Source organism: Parachryseolinea silvisoli, assembly GCF_021190955.1.
GTDB lineage: Bacteria > Bacteroidota > Bacteroidia > Cytophagales > Cyclobacteriaceae > Ohtaekwangia > Ohtaekwangia silvisoli.
In genome coordinates this window covers 1,314,620-1,332,454 of record NZ_JAIOAO010000003.1, presented here as the reverse complement: position 1 = coordinate 1,332,454, position 17,835 = coordinate 1,314,620, and the positions used below count along the sequence as shown (strand labels likewise).

15 protein-coding genes are annotated in these 17,835 nt (G+C 51.0%); 13 read left to right on the top strand and 2 right to left on the bottom strand.

The annotated features are described in order from the left end of the window. Nucleotides 1–21: 21 nt before the first annotated feature. On the bottom strand, nucleotides 22–1,950 hold the full coding sequence (locus K7P01_RS22455) for a PAS domain-containing hybrid sensor histidine kinase/response regulator (protein ID WP_267296826.1): 1,929 nt from the start codon (nucleotides 1,948–1,950) through the stop codon (nucleotides 22–24). Next, complete coding sequence (locus K7P01_RS22450) at nucleotides 1,951–3,312, bottom strand: sigma-54-dependent transcriptional regulator (RefSeq protein ID WP_267296825.1); 1,362 nt, start codon at nucleotides 3,310–3,312, stop codon at nucleotides 1,951–1,953. A 278-nt stretch (nucleotides 3,313–3,590) separates the two neighbouring features. Between K7P01_RS22450 and K7P01_RS22445 the strand changes: the two genes are divergently transcribed. The 13 genes from K7P01_RS22445 (at nucleotide 3,591) to K7P01_RS22385 (ending at nucleotide 17,791) form a co-directional block, all read left to right on the top strand. Next, entirely contained in the window at nucleotides 3,591–4,055 is a 465-nt protein-coding gene (locus K7P01_RS22445; RefSeq protein ID WP_267296824.1) for a hypothetical protein, read from the top strand. 84 nt (nucleotides 4,056–4,139) lie between these two features. Then, nucleotides 4,140–4,700 carry a rhomboid family intramembrane serine protease gene (locus K7P01_RS22440; protein ID WP_267296823.1) on the top strand — a complete coding sequence of 187 codons (561 nt, stop codon included), beginning with the start codon at nucleotides 4,140–4,142 and terminating at the stop codon, nucleotides 4,698–4,700. Between the two features lie 266 nt (nucleotides 4,701–4,966). Further along, nucleotides 4,967–5,989 (top strand): DNA polymerase III subunit delta, encoded by a 1,023-nt coding sequence (holA, locus tag K7P01_RS22435; protein ID WP_267296822.1) that lies wholly within the window; start codon nucleotides 4,967–4,969, stop codon nucleotides 5,987–5,989. A 162-nt stretch (nucleotides 5,990–6,151) separates the two neighbouring features. Further along, on the top strand, nucleotides 6,152–9,187 hold the full coding sequence (locus K7P01_RS22430; RefSeq protein WP_267296821.1) for a tetratricopeptide repeat protein: 3,036 nt from the start codon (nucleotides 6,152–6,154) through the stop codon (nucleotides 9,185–9,187). 22 nt (nucleotides 9,188–9,209) lie between these two features. Beyond that, complete coding sequence (locus tag K7P01_RS22425; RefSeq protein ID WP_267296820.1) at nucleotides 9,210–10,865, top strand: TonB-dependent receptor; 1,656 nt, start codon at nucleotides 9,210–9,212, stop codon at nucleotides 10,863–10,865. Nucleotides 10,866–10,963: 98 nt separating this feature from the next. After that, on the top strand, nucleotides 10,964–11,752 hold the full coding sequence (locus K7P01_RS22420; protein ID WP_267296819.1) for a DUF4366 domain-containing protein: 789 nt from the start codon (nucleotides 10,964–10,966) through the stop codon (nucleotides 11,750–11,752). A 25-nt stretch (nucleotides 11,753–11,777) separates the two neighbouring features. Continuing rightward, nucleotides 11,778–12,680 (top strand): cell envelope integrity protein TolA, encoded by a 903-nt coding sequence (locus K7P01_RS22415; protein WP_267296818.1) that lies wholly within the window; start codon nucleotides 11,778–11,780, stop codon nucleotides 12,678–12,680. An 8-nt stretch (nucleotides 12,681–12,688) separates the two neighbouring features. Beyond that, the gene (locus K7P01_RS22410) at nucleotides 12,689–13,984 is read left to right on the top strand and encodes a bifunctional folylpolyglutamate synthase/dihydrofolate synthase (protein ID WP_267296817.1); all 1,296 of its coding nucleotides are present in this window, start codon (nucleotides 12,689–12,691) and stop codon (nucleotides 13,982–13,984) included. A gap of 21 nt (nucleotides 13,985–14,005) precedes the next feature. Then, the gene (trmB, locus tag K7P01_RS22405; RefSeq protein ID WP_267296816.1) at nucleotides 14,006–14,659 is read left to right on the top strand and encodes a tRNA (guanosine(46)-N7)-methyltransferase TrmB; all 654 of its coding nucleotides are present in this window, start codon (nucleotides 14,006–14,008) and stop codon (nucleotides 14,657–14,659) included. Nucleotides 14,660–14,684: 25 nt separating this feature from the next. Next, nucleotides 14,685–15,188: a tetratricopeptide repeat protein gene (locus K7P01_RS22400; RefSeq protein WP_267296815.1), complete on the top strand. Its 504-nt coding sequence runs from the start codon at nucleotides 14,685–14,687 to the stop codon at nucleotides 15,186–15,188. A 47-nt stretch (nucleotides 15,189–15,235) separates the two neighbouring features. Next, a complete protein-coding gene (locus K7P01_RS22395; protein ID WP_267296814.1) occupies nucleotides 15,236–15,661 on the top strand; it encodes a PRC-barrel domain-containing protein in 426 nt (141 codons plus the stop codon). 283 nt (nucleotides 15,662–15,944) lie between these two features. Further along, on the top strand, nucleotides 15,945–16,805 hold the full coding sequence (locus K7P01_RS22390) for a UDP-2,3-diacylglucosamine diphosphatase (RefSeq protein WP_267296813.1): 861 nt from the start codon (nucleotides 15,945–15,947) through the stop codon (nucleotides 16,803–16,805). Next, nucleotides 16,802–17,791, top strand: coding sequence for a glycosyltransferase family protein (locus tag K7P01_RS22385; protein WP_267296812.1), 990 nt, complete (start codon nucleotides 16,802–16,804; stop codon nucleotides 17,789–17,791). Before K7P01_RS22390 ends, K7P01_RS22385 begins: the two co-directional genes overlap by 4 nt. Nucleotides 17,792–17,835 lie beyond the last annotated feature (44 nt).

The following is a 17,835-nucleotide window of genomic DNA, read 5'->3' as shown; positions in this document are numbered from 1 at the left end:
GCCTTCCCTTTTTTATGTCTTCTAAGGTTGTGTCATGAGAATGTCGCGGGAGAGCTGCGGTAGAATTGTGTTGCAGCGGGCAATGAACTCTTTGGTCGTTTGTGTGACCTTGGAAAGGCTTGTTTCGGCTTTACTGTTCTCTTCAATGAAGAGGATGTTGGCTCGCAGGGCATCGATACCCAGGAGAATGAACGACGGTTTAATCTGGTGAATGAGGCGGGAGAGGCGCATCCATTCTTTCTCCTGAAGGCACTTTTGCATCTCCGTCAATACAGGCGGCACGGTTTGGACAAACGTAGAGACCATTTCGCGTATAAAGTCTTCGTTGTTGCCGGAGACGTTGCGTAGGTAGGAGAGGTTGTACATTACTCCCTCAGGTTCGGTGACCCGCGCGGGGCGCGGCTGCGCATCGTTGAGGGGTTTGATCTTGAGATCGTCAAATAGTTTTCGGTAGAGATCTTCGGGGGTGAATGGTTTGGGCAAGTAGTCGTTCATACCGGCGGCAAAACATTTCTCTACATCCTTTACCGTAGCGTTGGCCGTGAGCGCAATAATGGGCAGCTCGGCAGCCAGTTCCATCAGGCGAATGGCCTTTGTGGCCTCATAGCCGTCCATCACGGGCATCTGCACATCCATCAGCACGACATCGAACGCGTTGTTTTTGATCTTTTCGATTGCCACGAGACCGTTCTCGGCCACGTCGATATAACACTGCCAGTTCTTGAGGATGCTTCTGGCATACAGCCGGTTGATGTCATTGTCTTCCACCAGCAGAACACGCAGTTGCGAGGTGTTAGCCAAAGAATGTGTTTTGTCCAGGCGGGGCATCTGCGGCATGATGTCGTTCACCTGCCCGATGGGGTAGGGAATCGTGACGATAAATGTCGAGCCTTGATGTTCTTTGCTGACAACATGGATTTTTCCGTCCTGGAGCTCCACCAGCTGGCGCACAATGGTCAAACCTAAGCCTGTGCCGCCATAACGACGCGTCACGCTCTCGTCGGCCTGGCTAAAGCTTTCAAAGATCGTAGCCAGTTTTTCTTCCGGTATCCCCACGCCGGTATCCGACACTTCCAGACGCACCCAACAAATTTTTCGCTGTTCACGCTCGACGGTGCATTGCACGCGGATGGAACCCGTATGGGTGAACTTCACGGCATTGCTAATGAGGTTGATCAGGATCTGGTTTAACCGCACGGGGTCCCCCATCAGAATCTTGTTCAGCTTCTCATCGATGTCATAGGCCAGCGAAATCTTCTTTTCCCTGGCCTGATAGGTAAAGGTGCTGATCAGCGAGGGGAGCAGGTCAGTCAGGTTAAAGGCGATTTTCTCAAAGCGCAGTTTGCCAGACTCGATGGCGGCCAGGTCAAGAATGTCATTGATGATCACCTTCAGGTTTTCCGCCGAGTGCTTGATTGCGTTGAGATAGGTTTCGTGCTCGTCGGGGCTCGGATTTTGGCTTAATAAATTAACCATGCCCGCGATGCCGTTGATAGGTGTGCGTATTTCGTGGCTGATGTTGGCCAGGAATTGCTCTTTGGCTTTTTGTAGTCGCACCAGTTCGGCCTCGTCCTTTTTGCGTTGCGTGATGTCGCGGCAGTCGAGGATAAAGCCTGGGAGACCTTCTTTGTGTTTAAGGTTGATGGCGTTGAATTCCAGGAAGCGGTAGGTTTGGTCGCGGCAGAGGAATTGGAATTCTACTTTTTCGGTATATGCGCGCTTCTGGCTTTCTTTAAATTTCTGTTGCAGCTCGGCCAGGGTGGAGGGGCGGATGAACTCAAAAAAGTTCTTGCCGATGAGGCTCTTCGACCGGTAACCCAGGGTTTGTGATGCTGAAGCATTGTGGTATTGGATGTTACCGGTGAAATCTACAATAAAGATCACATCGGAACCATCCTCTACGACGGCTTTGTAAAACGAACCCTTGTTGACGTACTGCTGAATGTTCATCTATATACCGCTCGTCTCCATCTCTTTGAGGTATCGATATAAAGATGATTTCCCGATATCGAGCTTGTGTGCCACCTCGAGCACATTATTATCGTATTTATTCAAGTAGTGTCGAATGATGCGGTACATAAATTCCTGCATGGTCATTTCCTGATACAGGAACGACTCCATGCGGGTAGTGCTGTTGAAGCTGATGTCTTGCGGGCGAATGTCCTGCTCTTCCGCCATGACGGCTGACAGCTCAATGATCGATTTCAACTCGCGGATGTTGCCCGGGAAGGGATACTGCAACAATTTTTCCTGGGCTTCGGGACTGATCTTGAATTTGCGCATCTGGTTGTCGTTCGCAAACTGATCCAGGAAATGTTTGGCAATGAGGATTACGTCCTGCCCGCGTTCCCGGAGCGGCGGCAGGTTGATGGGCAAGCCCAGCAAGCGGTAATACAAATCTTCACGGAAACGATTGGCTTTCACTTCTTCTGCCAGGTCTTTGTGCGTGGCAACAATGATGCGGACGTCCAGCTTGATGACCTGGTTGGCGCCAATGCGGGTCACTTCGCGCTCTTGCAACACGCGCAGGAGCTTGGCTTGCAGGTTGAGATCCATCTCGCCGATCTCGTCCAGGAAGATGGTACCGCCTTCGGCCTCTTCAAACTTGCCGATACGGCGCGTCACGGCACCGGTAAAGGCGCCCTTTTCATGACCAAAAAGCTCGCTCTCGATCAGGTCGCGCGGAATGGCCGCGATGTTGACGGCAACGAACGGTTTGTTCTTTCGCTTGCAGTTGTAGTGGATGGCTTTTGCCACCAATTCTTTGCCGGTACCCGTCTCGCCCGAGATGCTAACCGAGATGTTCGTCTGAACAGCCTTTTCGAGCAAACTGAAGGTACGTTTGATGGCGGGGCTGGTGCCAATGATACTTTTCTCAAACTCGTACTTCTCGGAGATTTCTTTCTTGAGATGATCGATCTCACGGATGAGCGAGGTTTTGTTCCGGGCGTGGTGGATGGAGTTCAGCAGCCGGTCCTTTGTCTCATGATCTTTGGGAATATAGTCATAGGCCCCGGATTTGAGCAGTTCCACAGCGGTGTGGATCTTCTCCTGGGCAGAGACGATAATCACGTTGATGTTAGGGTCATGGCTCCGAATCTGGCTAAGCACCTTTTCGCCGGGTATGTCGGGCAGGGAATAATCCAGGGTTATGATCGCAGGGTTTTTATACAGGTTGGCCAGGCAATCCTTGCCGGATGTATAAAACTCTACTTCATAATCGGGGTTTAATTCCAGGACGTACTTGAGAAATTTGGTGTAAGCCGGATCGTCTTCGACTACAAAAATTTTTACGGGGTCTTTGTCGTACATGGGCTACGATTTCAAAAAGTAAATATAATCTCCAATATAGCAACAGCCAAGGACGTAAATTGTTATCGGGCGTGTGAAAACCCTGGTTTTTTCATTTACCTTAAAGAAAGGTGCTTGATAGGTGTCCCGTCAACAGTTACCTTTATGGGAGATAGCGTCCAATAAGGGTACTTGTACCTGAGTACAGCACGCGCCTACGGCCTGCAAATGGCGGTATGATGTACTGGCATGGAGATTGGGCTTGGGTAGGTACGAATATGAGTACGTTAACATTCCCTATGATTCCGCAGTTTGATAAACTGACCGATGCCGAAGGCGAGCTGATCTTGCGCGCACCGATTCTGGTGTGCATTCTGGTGGCAGGAGCCGATGGCCACATTGACCGAAAGGAGATTAAAGAAGCCATGGCCGTGGCCCGTAAACAGAAGGAGAGCGCTTCGGTGCTTTCGGGATTCTTCACCATCATGGCGGAAGACTTCGAGGACAAGATCAAGATTCTGATTCAAAGCTACCCGTATGAGTCAACGCGGCGTACGCCGCTGATCGTGGAAGAGCTGCAGAGCCTGAACCAGCTTTGGCCGAAACTCGACCGCACTTTTGCGGATGCCTATTATAAGATGCTGAAGAACCTGGCCAGCCGCATTGCGTCATCGTCCGGTGGTTTGTGGGGCATTAAGACCGTGACACCAGAGGAAGCGCGCTACGCAGCCCTTTCAATGATCAAAGACCCTGGCACAATTTAGCACGTCTTTGTACGGCCTGACGTTTTCAGGTGACCGTACAATTTCCATCTTTGCACCTGGGGTGTTTGGCCCCGTGTGACCTCTATGGCTTCGGAATCCTCGTTTTTTGGAAGTTCAATAGTCCCCATCCGGTTTGTATTCCTGATGTGGCTGGTGTTTTATCTGGAGCTCATATTTGGGCTGCCGTTGAGCTGGTATGGCATCGAGCCGCGTACGTTGCACGGCCTGATTGGCGTGCTCGCAGGACCGTTAATTCACGGTGACTTATTGCATTTGGTTTCAAATACCATCCCATTGTTATTTCTGGGGTGGGTGCTGTTTTTCTTTTATCCACGCATTGGCGGCGTGGTTTTCCTGCGGGCGTATTTTTGGACGAACGTGCTGGTGTGGTTGTTTGCGCGGCCGGCTAATCATATCGGTGCAAGCGGCGTGGTGTACGGCCTGGCGTTCTTTCTTATCTTCTTCGGGATCTTCCGGCGTGATTTTCTGTCGTTGTTTATCAGCATCATCGTGCTGTTGCTGTATGGAGGTGTGTTTTATGGCGTATTGCCGAGCGATCCGCGTATTTCCTGGGAATCCCATTTTGCAGGGGCATTGGTAGGAATTGTCACGGCGGTGACGTTTGCAAAGCAGAAAAAGGTTTGAGCACGGGATCTGACAAATTCAGAGCGACCCGGACGATACTTCGGATATATAATAGTATTGACATAGTTATTGATATACCATTGAAATAGAATTGTAATAGCCCTTATAAGGCAATAAAAAACCTGTTTCAAAACAACCCCAGACCAAAACCAATCAGGGTTCAAGCCTCTCGTTTGCACGGCAGACGTAAAAAATCACCGACCCCGCGCGATCAATCTTTTATGGCAAAATCGCCATTTTGTGTCATATTTGCGGTTTCTACGCGTATGGATGCAGCTGTCAAAAAGATCATGACCGACCTGAAAGGGCGGAAATATGCCCCGGTGTATTTTTTGCAAGGGGAGGAGACCTTCTACATCGATGTTGTGGCCGATTACATTGAAAAGCATGTATTGTCGGACGGCGAGCGAGGATTTAATCAAGTGGTGGTGTATGGCAAAGATGCGACGATGGCCACCATTCTAACACACGCAAAGCGGTTTCCGATGATGTCGGAGCGACAGGTGGTGATTGTTAAAGAGGCGCAAGACATTCAGGACCTTGGCAAGGACATTGGGGCGAAGCTGCTGCTCGACTATCTCTCCAAACCGGCGCCCACGACAGTGCTTGTATTTTGCCACAAACACAAGAGTCTCGATAAACGTAAAGAGCTCGGAAAGAAGATCGATCAGCTTGCTGTGACGATCAACACCAAGAAGCTATACGACAACCAACTGCCGGAGTTTGTCGCTGACTATGCCAAGGAGAAAAAGATTGGTATGGATGACCGGGCCGTGCAAGCCCTGTGTGAGTTCGTGGGCAATGATCTGAACCGGTTGGCCAACGAGGTCGATAAGCTGATTATTTCCCTGCCGCCAGGCGAGAGCATCACCGCCGAGCGTGTCATGGCAGGGGTTGGGGTGAGTAAAGAATACAACATTTTTGAATTGCAGAAAGCTATTCTGCAACGTGATACGTTACTGGCCAATAAGATCGTTAACTACTTTGAAAGTAATACGAAGAAGAGCCCGATGATACCGGCGGTAGCCTACCTGTTCTCATTCTTCAGCAAGACGTTGATGGCCAGCCAGGCTTCTGACAAGTCTGATAAAGGCTTAGCTAGTGAACTGAAAGTGAGCCCCTATGCTGTACGTGATTACAGCTTGGCTTTACGTCAATATCCCGTCTCCAAGATCATCGATAACATTGCCAGCATCAAAGATGCAGACTTGAAGTTGAAAGGTGTCAACACGGGTTCTGCCGACGACGGGCAGATCTTCCGGGAGTTGGTATGGCGTCTGATGCATTGATCGGGCGAAGCAAATCTGTTATATAGTTGCACATTCGTATAGCGTGGCACTATATTTAAGTCCATGTCGACAGCGTACACTATTTTTTTGGCGCTTTTTTGGTTCTTTATTTGCAATAAAACTTTGGCAGCGCTGTTTAATCTTAAATCGTATCCCGAACTCATGCACAGGTATATAGCCTTTTTGTTCTTTGCTTGTATCGCGTCCAGTAGTGTGCTGGCCCAGGATCAGCTCTCGCAGCAGAATGTCGAGAAGCTGTATCATCGGGGCACCGAATTGCTGGAGCATTCGAACTATGGCGCCGCCCGGCAGGTATTCTCTGAATTCCTGGCGCAGGCTTCGCCCCGCGATCCCCGCCGTGGGGAAGCGGAATACTATGTTGCCTTCAGCGCGCTGAACCTGGGACACCGCGATGGCGAAAAGCTCATTGACGATTTTATCGACCGCTATCCGTCGAGCCCCAAGGCTTCGACCGCCTATTATGATCTGGCCGTATCGTTCTACGCCGAGGGGAATTTTACGAAATCCTCGAACTACTTTAAGAAGGTGAACTTCCCGGCGCTGACGGCCGACCAGCAAGCGGAAGGCCACTTTAAGTGGGGCTATAGCTATTTCAACCAGAAGAAGCTCGACGAAGCGTTGGAGCAATTCAACTTTGTGAAGCGTCAAAGCAATTCGTATACCGCCGCGTCGAATTACTATGCCGGCTTTATTGAATACTCGAAAGGTCAGTTCGATGAAGCGCTAACGGACCTGAAGAAGGCAGAGGCCAGTCCGTCGTATGCGCCCATCGTGCCGACGTTGATCGCCAATGTGTATTACCGGCAGAAGCGTTACGACACCTTGATTGAGTACGCTAACCAACTGAAGTCACGGACCGACCTGACCAATGCGGAGGAAATCTCCATGTTGGTGGCGGAAGCCTACTATTACAAAGGCGACTTTAAGAAGGCCATCGAGGCCTATGAAAAATACTTTGCCAACAACGCCAAGGCTGAAAGCGGTTTACTGTTCCGGGCGGGCTATGCGCACTATGCCACGGGCAACACCGTCCGCGGCATCGAGTTCCTGGAAAAGTCCGCGGCCTCAAAAGATACGGTGAGCTATTATGCTTCGTATTACCTGGGGATTCTGCACCTGAAACAGGGCAACAAGCCCCTGGCGTTGAACGCCTTTGATTATGCCCGTAAGAACCCCAAGGACGCATCGCTGGCGGAAGAAAGTGCATTTCAGTTTGCCAAAATCTCGTATGATGCAGGGAAGCAAGACCAGGCTGTTGCCGAGTTTGAGCGGTATCTGAAAAATTCCCCTACAGGCGTACACGCCAATGAGGCGAAAGAGCTTTTGGCGCAGGCGTATATCAATGGTAATAACTTTAACAAGGCCATCGAATATATCGAGGCTTTGCCCTCGCGGAATAACTATGTAAACCAGGCCTATCAAAAGGCTGCGTACCTGAAGGGCTCTGAATTGTTTAATAAGGAAGATTACGCGGGCGCGATCCAGTATTTTACGAAATCGCTGGAATACCCGAGTGATCCGAAGTATACGGCGCTGGCCAGCTTCTGGATTGCCGAAAGTTACTCGCTCGGGGAGAAATATGAACAAGCCATTCCGCATTATCAGAAAGTGATCGCCCTGGGCACGGCGGCGGACGCCGATGTGGCGTTGAAGACCCGCTATGGTCTGGGTTACGCATTTTACAATACCAAGGGATATGACAAGGCACTGGTGAATTTCCGGGAGTTTGTCAACAAAGGCAGCAAAAACACGCCCAATTATGCCGACGGTATGATCCGGCTGGCAGACTGTTATTACGTGAGCAAACAATACGATGAGGCGTTGAACACCTACAACCGGGCGAAGTCCATGAGCTCGTCGGAGCATGACTATGTATTGTTGCAAGGTGGCATTATGAACGGCATTCAGCGGAAGTATGCCGATGCCCGTAACCAGTTTACCGAGCTGATCAAGAACTATCCCAAGTCGCAATATCGTGATGAGGCGATCTTCCAGCGCGCCCAATACGAGATTGAACAAGGAAACTATACCGCTTCGGTGGATGGCTTGTCAATTCTGATCCGGGAGAGCCCGTCGTCGCCCTATTTACCGTATGCGTATATGCGCCGGGCGGCATCGTACTCTAACCTGAAGCAACCAGACAAGGCTATTCAGGATTACAGTACGGTCATTCAGCAGTTCCCGACCCATCCGGCGGCGCAGGAGGCATTGACGCCGTTGCAAGAGTCGCTGAATCTGGCCGGCCGCGCGGGTGATTTCGAAACTTACCTGGCGCAATTCAAGAAAGCCAACCCATCGAATACCAGCCTGGAAAGTGTGGAATACGAGGCGGCCAAGAACCTCTACTTTGATCAGCAATACCAAAAGGCGATTGTCAGCCTGCGAAATTTCTTATCGTCGTATCCGCAGACATCGCATGCCCAGGAGGCCAGCTATTACATGGCCGAGTCACATTTCCGTCTGCGGGAATTTGACAAGGCGCTGCCGATCTACACCAACTTAAGCAATGACCGCTCCTTTACCATGGGGAGCCGGGTAGTGGCTCGTATGGCAGAGATCAATTTTACACAGAGTCGTTATGCAGAGGCGATTACGGCCTATCATCGCCTGGAGCGCATGGCCGTGAACAAAAAGGAGCAATACAACGCCTGGTCCGGATTGATGGAATCGTTTTACCTGCAGGCACAGTATGACTCGGCCGATGTGTATGCACGGACCATCATTGAGCGGGGTAATATCAATGCCGGTGCACAGAACAAGGCGTCGTTGTACCTGGGTAAAACTGCCCTGGCGCGTGGCGACTACGATACGGCGAAAGATGAGTTTCTGAACACCCTTAACGCGGCACGTGATGAGTATGGTGCGGAGGCAAAATACCTGCTGGCGAAAGTATTTTATACACAGAAAGAATACAAACAAAGCTATGAGACACTGACCAGCTTGACGAATGACTTCGCCACATACGAGGTATGGGTAGGGAAGGCGTTCCTGCTGATGGCAGATAACTTTGTTGCGCAGAATAATATCTTCCAGGCACGGGCTACGTTGCAGTCGCTGATTGACAAGTTTCCGCAGCAGGCCGTGAAGGATGAGGCCAAAGTAAAGCTCAGGCAGCTGGAGCAGAACGAAGCTGCAAAACAAAAGGCATTGGATGCCGACACGCTCGAAAACAATTGATTATCTGCTGACCTTGAAAGGAATGATATATCGTAATCTAAAAATATCCGCCCTGATGCTACTGCTGGTGGGGGTATCGTTTGCCGCCCGGGCTCAGGACGAAACCGGTGAACTGGAGTCGCGGGAAATTGTGATCGAGAAGGTGCGCGAGATCACCCTGCGCAAGGCCAACCGCAATTTTGAAAAGATTCCGCCGCGCCCTGCAGAGAACATCAAGGCCCCTATGACGTACGACTTCCAATCGTTCAGCTTCCAGGCGCCACAAGTAACGACGCAAATGCGCCCGCTCAAGCTTAAACAAGAGACTTCGCGAGACGTGCACGGCGGATATTTACGATTGGGCTATGGCAACTATTCGTCGCCGCTGTTAGAGGCATACCTCAATACACGTAAGGATAAAAACAAGCTGCTGGGCGCGTATCTGTATCACCATAGCTCGGGTAAGGGGCCGGTCGACGGCAAGAACTCCGGCAGTGGCACGACGGGAATCTCGCTGGCGGGTAGCTCCTTTAGTGACGCCATCGCGTTGTCGGGTAATGTCGGTTTTGAAAACCGCACGACTCATTTTTATGGTTACCCCGAGGAGGTGCCGGTAGACCGCGACACTCTGAAGCAAGCCTATAATATCTTTCGGTTGGCGGGGACGATCTCCAATGCAAAAAACTCTGACTTTGCGTATAAACTGGGGGCAGGATTTAGTTACCTATCCGATAAGTTCGATGCACGCGAGACAGAGGTGGGCCTGAACTTCGGCTCCTCTTACGAGATAGACGAAGACTCCAAGATCGCATTGAAAGCCGACTATACCGTCATTACGCGCAAGGATGCACACATCGATGCGAAACCCCGTAGCCTGTTTGTGGTGAATCCAACGTATAACTTTCCGGCAGCGGAGGACCTCCAGTTGAGCGTGGGGTTTGTCGTCGCATACGAGAACGACTCTATCGATTCAAAAGATTTACATGTATATCCTGACGTGCGGGCGACCTATCCGCTCAGCCCGACCGTAGATGCAGTGGCGTTCCTGACCGGCGGTATTGAGAAAGTGTCATTGCAGACCTTGTCATATGAGAACTTATGGCTGGCCCCGGACATCGCCATCTTTCATACCAATAAGACACTTGATTTTGGTGTAGGCATTAATGCCCGTCTGGGGAATAAGGTCTCGGCGCACGCCGGCTTATCGCTGTCAACGTTGAAGAATCTGTACTCCTACGTGAATGGTTTGGAAGACCAGTCGAAGTTTTACGCGGTATATGACGAAGGTACCACGAAGCGCACCAACCTGTATGCAGCATTGAGCTATGCCCAGTCGGAGCAGGTGAAGTTTATGTTGCGGGGCGACTTCTATGGCTACAACGCCGGCGACCTGGATGAAGTGTATCATCGTCCGACAACCAAGCTGACGGCCAACGCTTCGTACAATATATACCAGAAGATCATCTTGTCGGCCGACCTGATTGCACAAGGCGGCATGAAGGCCTATGATGCCACCCAGGATAAGACGGTAAAGCTCGACGGTGCTTTTGACCTGAATGCAAAAGTCGAATATCTGTTCTCACCGACCTTCTCGGCATTCGTTCAGTTGAACAATATCACCTCTAACAAGTACCCGCTCTACCTGCATTACCCGGTGCGGGCCTTCCAGGCATTGGCCGGAATCACGTGGAGCTTTTAAGTAAGATGGTCTGAGTCCTGAAGGTATTTTTGCGATGGTCGAAATTTCGCTTATTTTTGTCTGAATGACCATTTTCTTACACCTCTAACTACCAGAACATGGCAAGAAGAAAGAAGCTAAGCGACGAACAATCCCCCGAAAATACCGACAATATCCACCAGGAATCAGACGACAACTTTGGCCTTCCGGAAGTAGAGTATGAGCCGCTGAACCGGGACGATTCAACACCTGTTGAAGAGCCCGCCAGCACGAATACGTCGTATACTTCGCAACACGAGGAAACGGTTGAGCCGGAGTATGTCGAGCCGGTGTCTGCCCATGATGAGGAAGTATTGGACGAAGATTCCGCTTATGCACCTATTCACACGTACGAAGAGGACGAGCCTGCGTCGGTATGGCCTAAGGTATTGATCATTATTGTGCTCCTGGCCGTTGCGGGTGGTGCGGCGTGGTATTTTGGCTACGAGCGGCCACGTAAGCAAGCGATAGAGGCGGCGGCGCAAAAGGAACGGGATGATAAGGTTGCAGAAGATGCGCAGCTGAAGCGGGATTTGGAGATCGCCGAGCAGAAGCGTCGGGACGATGAACGTCGCGCTGATTCCCTGGCGAACCTGGCGCCGAAGGAAGGCAGCGTAGAAGCCCTGACAGAGCGTACCGGTCGTTATTACGTGGTGATTGCCAGCGCGATCGACGACGATCTGATTAAGGATTATGCCACGAAGCTGAGCAAAAACGGCGTAGTGTGCCGCATTATTCCACCGTTTGGAAAGACGAAGTTCAGCCGACTGGCGGTGGACGCGAAAGACACCTATGCGGATGCACAGGAGACAGCCGACGGCATGAAGGGTGGCGACTACGGGAACGAAATTTGGGTGGTGCGCTACTAGCACCATTTTTGCTATACAATAAAGTATGACATCGCGACAGGAAAAGAAGAACGAACAAGTGGCCTTTTTGGTGTCGGTCGGCATTCACGCCGTCGCCCTGCTGGCTATGTTCTTTATTGTGGCCTGGCGAACGCCCGATCCGCCGTACGGTGGTGAGCCCGGTGTCGAATTGAATTTTGGCCTGGATACTGAAGGGGGTGGCGATGTACAACCGCAAACACCGGTAGGCTCAGGCGGCACGCAGCCCGAAGAACCGCAACGTAATGAAATACCCCAGGCAACACCGCCTCCGGCTGCCCCGAAAGAGCAGGTAGAGGAGAAGATGGTGACCTCGGAAGAAGACGACGCACCGGCCATTGTTAAAGAAGAAAAGAAGGAAACAAAACGCCCTGCAGAGACCCCGCCGGTAAAGCAACCTACGGAAACGAAAAAGCCTGAGGCTAAGAGAGAGGAGCAGAAACCCAAGCAGGAGGTAAACCCCAACGCGGTGTACAACCCTGCCGGGCAAACCAACAGCACCAACAAAACTACGGAAGGCCGTGCCGGAAGCCCAGGCAGCCATGGTGACGACAAAGGCAAAACGGGGGACAAAGGAAACCCGGAAGGCTCGCTGGACGCAAAAGCTTTATACGGTAAACAAGGTAACGGCAATGGCGGCGACGGCTCAAGCCTGTCGCTCGACGGTTGGGTGTGGGATGCGATACCTCGCCCGACCGTACCCAATAACGAAACCGGCCGCATTGTATTTGATATTGTGGTGAATGCTGAGGGCGAGTTGGAAAAGATCACGGTTGCTGAGAATAGCCTGAGCCCGGAAGCGGCGAAGGCGTGTCGTGCGGCGGTGGAGAACCTGACATTCTCCCGTACGGGTGCCAATGTACCACAGGCCTCACGTGGCAAAATTACCTTTGTGGTGCGGTCCCGGTAATAAGCACCATGTCCACCTTTGTTTCTTACGCTGAGGTATTAGAGTATCTATACGCCAACCTCCCGATGTTTCATCGGATAGGTGCCGCGGCGCTAAAACCCGATTTAACAAACACTCTTGCCCTATGCGCTGCATTGGGTAATCCACAAGAACGATTCAAGACGATTCACGTAGCCGGTACCAACGGTAAAGGCAGCACCTCGCATACGCTGGCGGCGGTCTTACAAACAGCGGGATATAAAACAGGCTTATTTACTTCCCCGCATTTAAAATCTTTTACCGAGCGTATACGCGTGTCGGGGCAGCCTGTCGAAGAGGCCTTCGTGGTTGATTTCGTAAATCGCATTCGTACGGCAGCAGATACTATTGAACCGTCTTTCTTCGAGGTTACCGTGGCCATGGCCTTCGACTATTTTGCTCAACAGCAAGTAGACGTAGCGGTAATCGAGGTGGGCCTGGGTGGCCGTCTGGACTCTACAAATATTATCACGCCGGTGCTATCGATCATTACCAACATCGGCTGGGACCATCAGGACATTCTGGGAGATACACTGCCGAAGATCGCTGCGGAGAAAGCGGGAATCATTAAGCCCGCGGTGCCGGTAGTTATCAGTCAGCACCAGCCGCAGACGGATGAAGTGTTTATGATCAAAGCGCAGCGTGAATCTGCGCCTTTGATCTTTGCGCCTGACCGGTATAGTGTACGTGTGACCGATGCTTCCACGTCGCTGGATATATACCGCGACGGTGTGTGTTTATTTGAAGGTATCACCCTGGACCTGCAGGGCATTTATCAACAGAAAAATATACTGGGAGCGCTTGCTGCCGTGGAAGAGCTGCAACGGCAGGGGTGGGCTATTACCCAGGAGCATATCCGGGGCGGTGTGGGACAAGTGATGTCGCTGACAGGATTAAAGGGACGTTGGCAAATGCTTGGACAGCATCCGCTGATTGTTTGCGATACTGGACACAATGCTGACGGCATTGCCGAAGTTGTGCGACAGATCCGCCTGCAGCAATACAACCGGCTGTGGATAGTGTTTGGAGTGGTGAAGGACAAGGATATTCACTCTGTATTACAGCTTTTGCCAAAGGACGCGAACTATTATTTTTGCCAGGCCAGCGTTCCACGGGCGCTGGACGCAGAAGCCTTGGCGGCGCAGGCGCGCGCTGAAGGATTGCATGGAGAGGTGGTACGCGATGTGAACGAAGCACTGGCGCAGGCAAAAGCGAATGCCGGTCCCGACGATATGATCTTTGTTGGGGGCAGTACCTTTGTCGTGGCCGACCTGGCAGGAATCTGATCGATCATTAATAATTAAGAAGTGAAACGCAAGCAAGAGAGATTCCGGATCATTGAGGGGCTGGATAATGTCATAGAGCCAACAAAGGCGAATTATAACTCGATTAAGGGAAGCTGGCGGGAAAGCCACTTTAAAAATAACAATCCGATCACGATCGAGCTGGCCTGTGGTCGGGGCGAATACTCGGTGGCGCTCGGCAAATTGTTTCCCGAGCGAAACTTTATTGGCGTGGACATGAAAGGCGAGCGCATTTGGAAGGGCAGCACGTTGGCTGTTGAGCAAGGGCTTTCCAATGTGGCGTTCTTGCGCACGCAGATATTGCTGATCGAGAACTTCTTCGCGGTGGGGGAGGTGGATGAGATCTGGCTTACCTTTCCGGATCCACGTCCGCGCAAGCGCGATATCAAGCGCCGGCTGACAAGTCCGCGGTTTTTGGAAATGTATCAGCGTTTGCTGAAACCGGGCGGTTATGTACGATTGAAGACCGACAATACGTTGTTGTATACCTATACGCTGGAAGAGTTGCAGCAGCGTACGGATATTCTCGACCTGCAGTATACCGATCGTGTGTATGAGTCGCCGTTGCGGCCGGAGTGTTTTGATATTAAGACGCGGTTTGAAGAGATGTTTGCTGCCAAAGGCGAGACAATCAAATACCTGCGATTCCATTTTTAAAGACAATTAATTACCCCATCTCTATATGCACGACGAAACAAATTTTGAGCTGGAAGAGCGCTTTCTGACGGCCGACCGATTGATCAGCGAAGGGCAGCTGCGGGAGGCGGCCCAAACGCTGGAGGATATCCTGGCGGAGGCGCCTGACTTTGGCAAGGCGCACAACCACCTGGGCTGGCTGTATGAAACCAAATTCAAGAATTACGATCGTGCGGAAGAACACTATCGATTGGCCGTGAAGTTTGCGCCGGGTTACGCGGCGGCCTATTACAATTACTGCTACTGTCTGGCAGCGCTGCGCAAACACGATGAGCTGGAGATCATTCTTGGTCTGGCGTTAAAGGTGCCGGGCATCAACTACGCGACGTTGTACAATGAGTACGGTATGATGCGCGAAATACAAGGGCGGTATGACGACGCCATTCATTATTTCCGACTGCACATTCAGAATTCCTTTGATTCCAAAACCATCGATTCTGCTGTGGAATCCATCAGTCGGTGTGAACGCAAAAAGAAGCTGACCGTGTAACCGGTCGTGGGCACGGTTTTTACCCGTTCGTGACAAAACATTCTGTCATGAACACATACAGTCAAGATAACCTTACGGGTCGCAACCACGAAGGGGTGCATCCGAACCTTCCAGTGAAGTACCTTACTGCTTCGTCGGTCATTGGCGACGACGTGTATAACCCTGCCGGCGAAAAGCTAGGGGATATCAAAGATATAATGCTCGACATTCGCGAGGGCAGTATTCAATACGTGGTTTTGGAGTGTGGGGGCTTCCTGGGTATTGGCGAGAAGCTGTTTGCCATTCCATTCCGAATGCTGCAAATCGATCCTAAGAATCAGGCCTTTGTATTAAACCAGGACAAGGAGACATTGAAGAATGCGCCCGGTTTTGACAAAGACCACTGGCCGGAAACCAACGATCATGGCCTGGAAAATGCGGGTACTTACTGGGGCGGTTTTATGGGCTCCAATACCGGTAGCGAACCGTATTAATATGACTTATACGCCGGCGTGGCCGGAGCTTTACACAAATGTGGCGCGGGTTGTCCAAATCCGCGCTTTTTTTGTCTTTCTACGTTAGCTTTTACGCTGCGATTGAAGTAGTGATAGTATGTTGTAATTATTTGATAATCAGTATTTTTATTGCCTGGATAATGATTTTTTAATATTCCGGGCATAGTCAATTAATCCGCCCGTGGTATTTTTATACTGTTAACTTTTCTTTTAGGTTTGAAGACCGGTGCGCGTTAGTGCGCCGGGTTCATGAAAACGAGGTATGGGCAAAAAAAAGAAGCGTGACGTAGAGCTCGTCATACTGTCCGATATACATCTTGGCACATACGGCTGCCACGCCCAAGAACTCCTGCGCTACCTCAAGACTATACGCCCGAAACGTCTCATCCTGAATGGCGACATCATCGATATGTGGCAGTTTAGCAAGCGGTATTGGCCAACGTCGCATATGCAGGTGATCAGACACATTATGGGGCTGTTAGCTAAGAATACCAAGGTGATCTACCTCACGGGGAATCATGACGAAATGCTTCGCAAGTTTGCGGGGTTACGCCTGGGTTCTTTTCACATAGGCAACAAAGTGGTATTAAAGCTGGCGGGCAAACGTGCCTGGGTGTTTCATGGCGATGTATTTGACGTAACGATGCAGCACTCCAAATGGCTTGCTAAACTGGGAGCCATTGGCTACGACACCCTTATTCTGATCAATACCTTTGTTAACTGGTGCCTTAACCGGTTGGGGCGGGAGAAGATCTCACTCTCCAAGCGGGTGAAAGACAGTGTGAAGTCTGCTGTGAAGTTCATCAACAAATTTGAAGAAACGGCAGCGGAGATAGCCATTGACAATGGCTATGATTATGTGGTGTGCGGCCATATTCACCAGCCGGAGATCCGGAAGATTCAGACGGAGAAGGGGGAGGTTATGTACTTGAACTCCGGTGATTGGATCGAAAATCTGTCCTGTCTGGAATACGATCTGCGCACGGGCTGGCGCATTTACCGGTATGCAGAAGACAAGGTTGCCCAAAGTGTGAAGCTGCCGAAGCGTTTTCGGGGTGACAAGCTCGACAACGACGAAATTTTTCGCGACCTTGTCAATGAATTTTTAACCGTCAAGAAGTGAGAATATTATTTGCCATCCAGGGCACCGGCAACGGGCACATTGCTCGTGCGGAAGACGTTGTTCCGATCCTGCAGCAGTATGGAGAGCTCGACCTTTTTGTAAGCGGCGCACAGGCCGACATCAAGCTGAGCTATCCGGTGAAGTATAAATCCAAAGGCTTGAGCTTTTTCTTTGGCAAAAACGGCGGTATCGACTTTCTGAAAACCTTTAAGCAAAATAGCTCGAAGGACGTGTATCGGGAGATCAAGAAATTTCCCATTGAGAAGTATGATCTGGTGATTAACGACTTCGAACCCATTTCAGCCTGGGCCGCGCGGAAGTACGAAATTCCTTGTGTAGGATTGAGCCACCAATCGGCGTTGCTGTCGCCGCGGGTACCCAAGCCGCGTAAGATTGACCCTGTCGGCGAGTGGGTGCTGCACAACTATGCGCCGGTAGATCAGTATGTTTCCTTTCACTTTGAACGTTACGATGATAACATCTTTACGCCGGTGATCCGATCGGCGGTGCGCGAGCAGAAGCCGGTGGAGAAGGAACATTATACAGTATACCTGCCATCGTACGACGACCGCAAGCTGGTACCGATCCTGGCACGGATTCCACAAATCGAGTGGCATATCTTTTCCAAGCATGCACGGAAGCCTTATCACGTAGGTAAGCTTTCCGTATATCCCGTGAGCAAAGATGATTTCGCCCGCAGCATGACATCCGCGAAAGGCGTATTGTGTGGTGCCGGCTTTGAGACTCCAGCCGAAGCGTTGTATCTCGGCAAGAAGTTGATGGTGGTGCCGATGAAGTCGCAGCTCGAACAGCACTATAATGCAGCGTCACTGGAGAAACTCGGTGTACCGATCCTGAAGAAGGTGAAGAAAAAGAATATTGAAAGGATTATTGAGTGGATCGAGACCTCGGATCGCATAACGGTAGACTACCCGAATACGACGGCCGAAGCTGTAGCCCGCGCGATTGACGCGGCTCGTCGCTGATATTTCAAAACTTCATGCCTTCATAACGTGTCTGTAATGACGGG

Coding starts and splice junctions, on each gene's coding strand:
- K7P01_RS22455 (WP_267296826.1), bottom strand. CDS start 1,950: ATGAACATTCAGCAGTACGTCAACAAGGGTTCGTTTTACAAAGCCGTC.
- K7P01_RS22450 (WP_267296825.1), bottom strand. CDS start 3,312: ATGTACGACAAAGACCCCGTAAAAATTTTTGTAGTCGAAGACGATCCG.
- K7P01_RS22445 (WP_267296824.1), top strand. CDS start 3,591: ATGATTCCGCAGTTTGATAAACTGACCGATGCCGAAGGCGAGCTGATC.
- K7P01_RS22440 (WP_267296823.1), top strand. CDS start 4,140: ATGGCTTCGGAATCCTCGTTTTTTGGAAGTTCAATAGTCCCCATCCGG.
- holA (WP_267296822.1), top strand. CDS start 4,967: ATGGATGCAGCTGTCAAAAAGATCATGACCGACCTGAAAGGGCGGAAA.
- K7P01_RS22430 (WP_267296821.1), top strand. CDS start 6,152: ATGCACAGGTATATAGCCTTTTTGTTCTTTGCTTGTATCGCGTCCAGT.
- K7P01_RS22425 (WP_267296820.1), top strand. CDS start 9,210: ATGATATATCGTAATCTAAAAATATCCGCCCTGATGCTACTGCTGGTG.
- K7P01_RS22420 (WP_267296819.1), top strand. CDS start 10,964: ATGGCAAGAAGAAAGAAGCTAAGCGACGAACAATCCCCCGAAAATACC.
- K7P01_RS22415 (WP_267296818.1), top strand. CDS start 11,778: ATGACATCGCGACAGGAAAAGAAGAACGAACAAGTGGCCTTTTTGGTG.
- K7P01_RS22410 (WP_267296817.1), top strand. CDS start 12,689: ATGTCCACCTTTGTTTCTTACGCTGAGGTATTAGAGTATCTATACGCC.
- K7P01_RS22400 (WP_267296815.1), top strand. CDS start 14,685: ATGCACGACGAAACAAATTTTGAGCTGGAAGAGCGCTTTCTGACGGCC.
- K7P01_RS22395 (WP_267296814.1), top strand. CDS start 15,236: ATGAACACATACAGTCAAGATAACCTTACGGGTCGCAACCACGAAGGG.
- K7P01_RS22390 (WP_267296813.1), top strand. CDS start 15,945: ATGGGCAAAAAAAAGAAGCGTGACGTAGAGCTCGTCATACTGTCCGAT.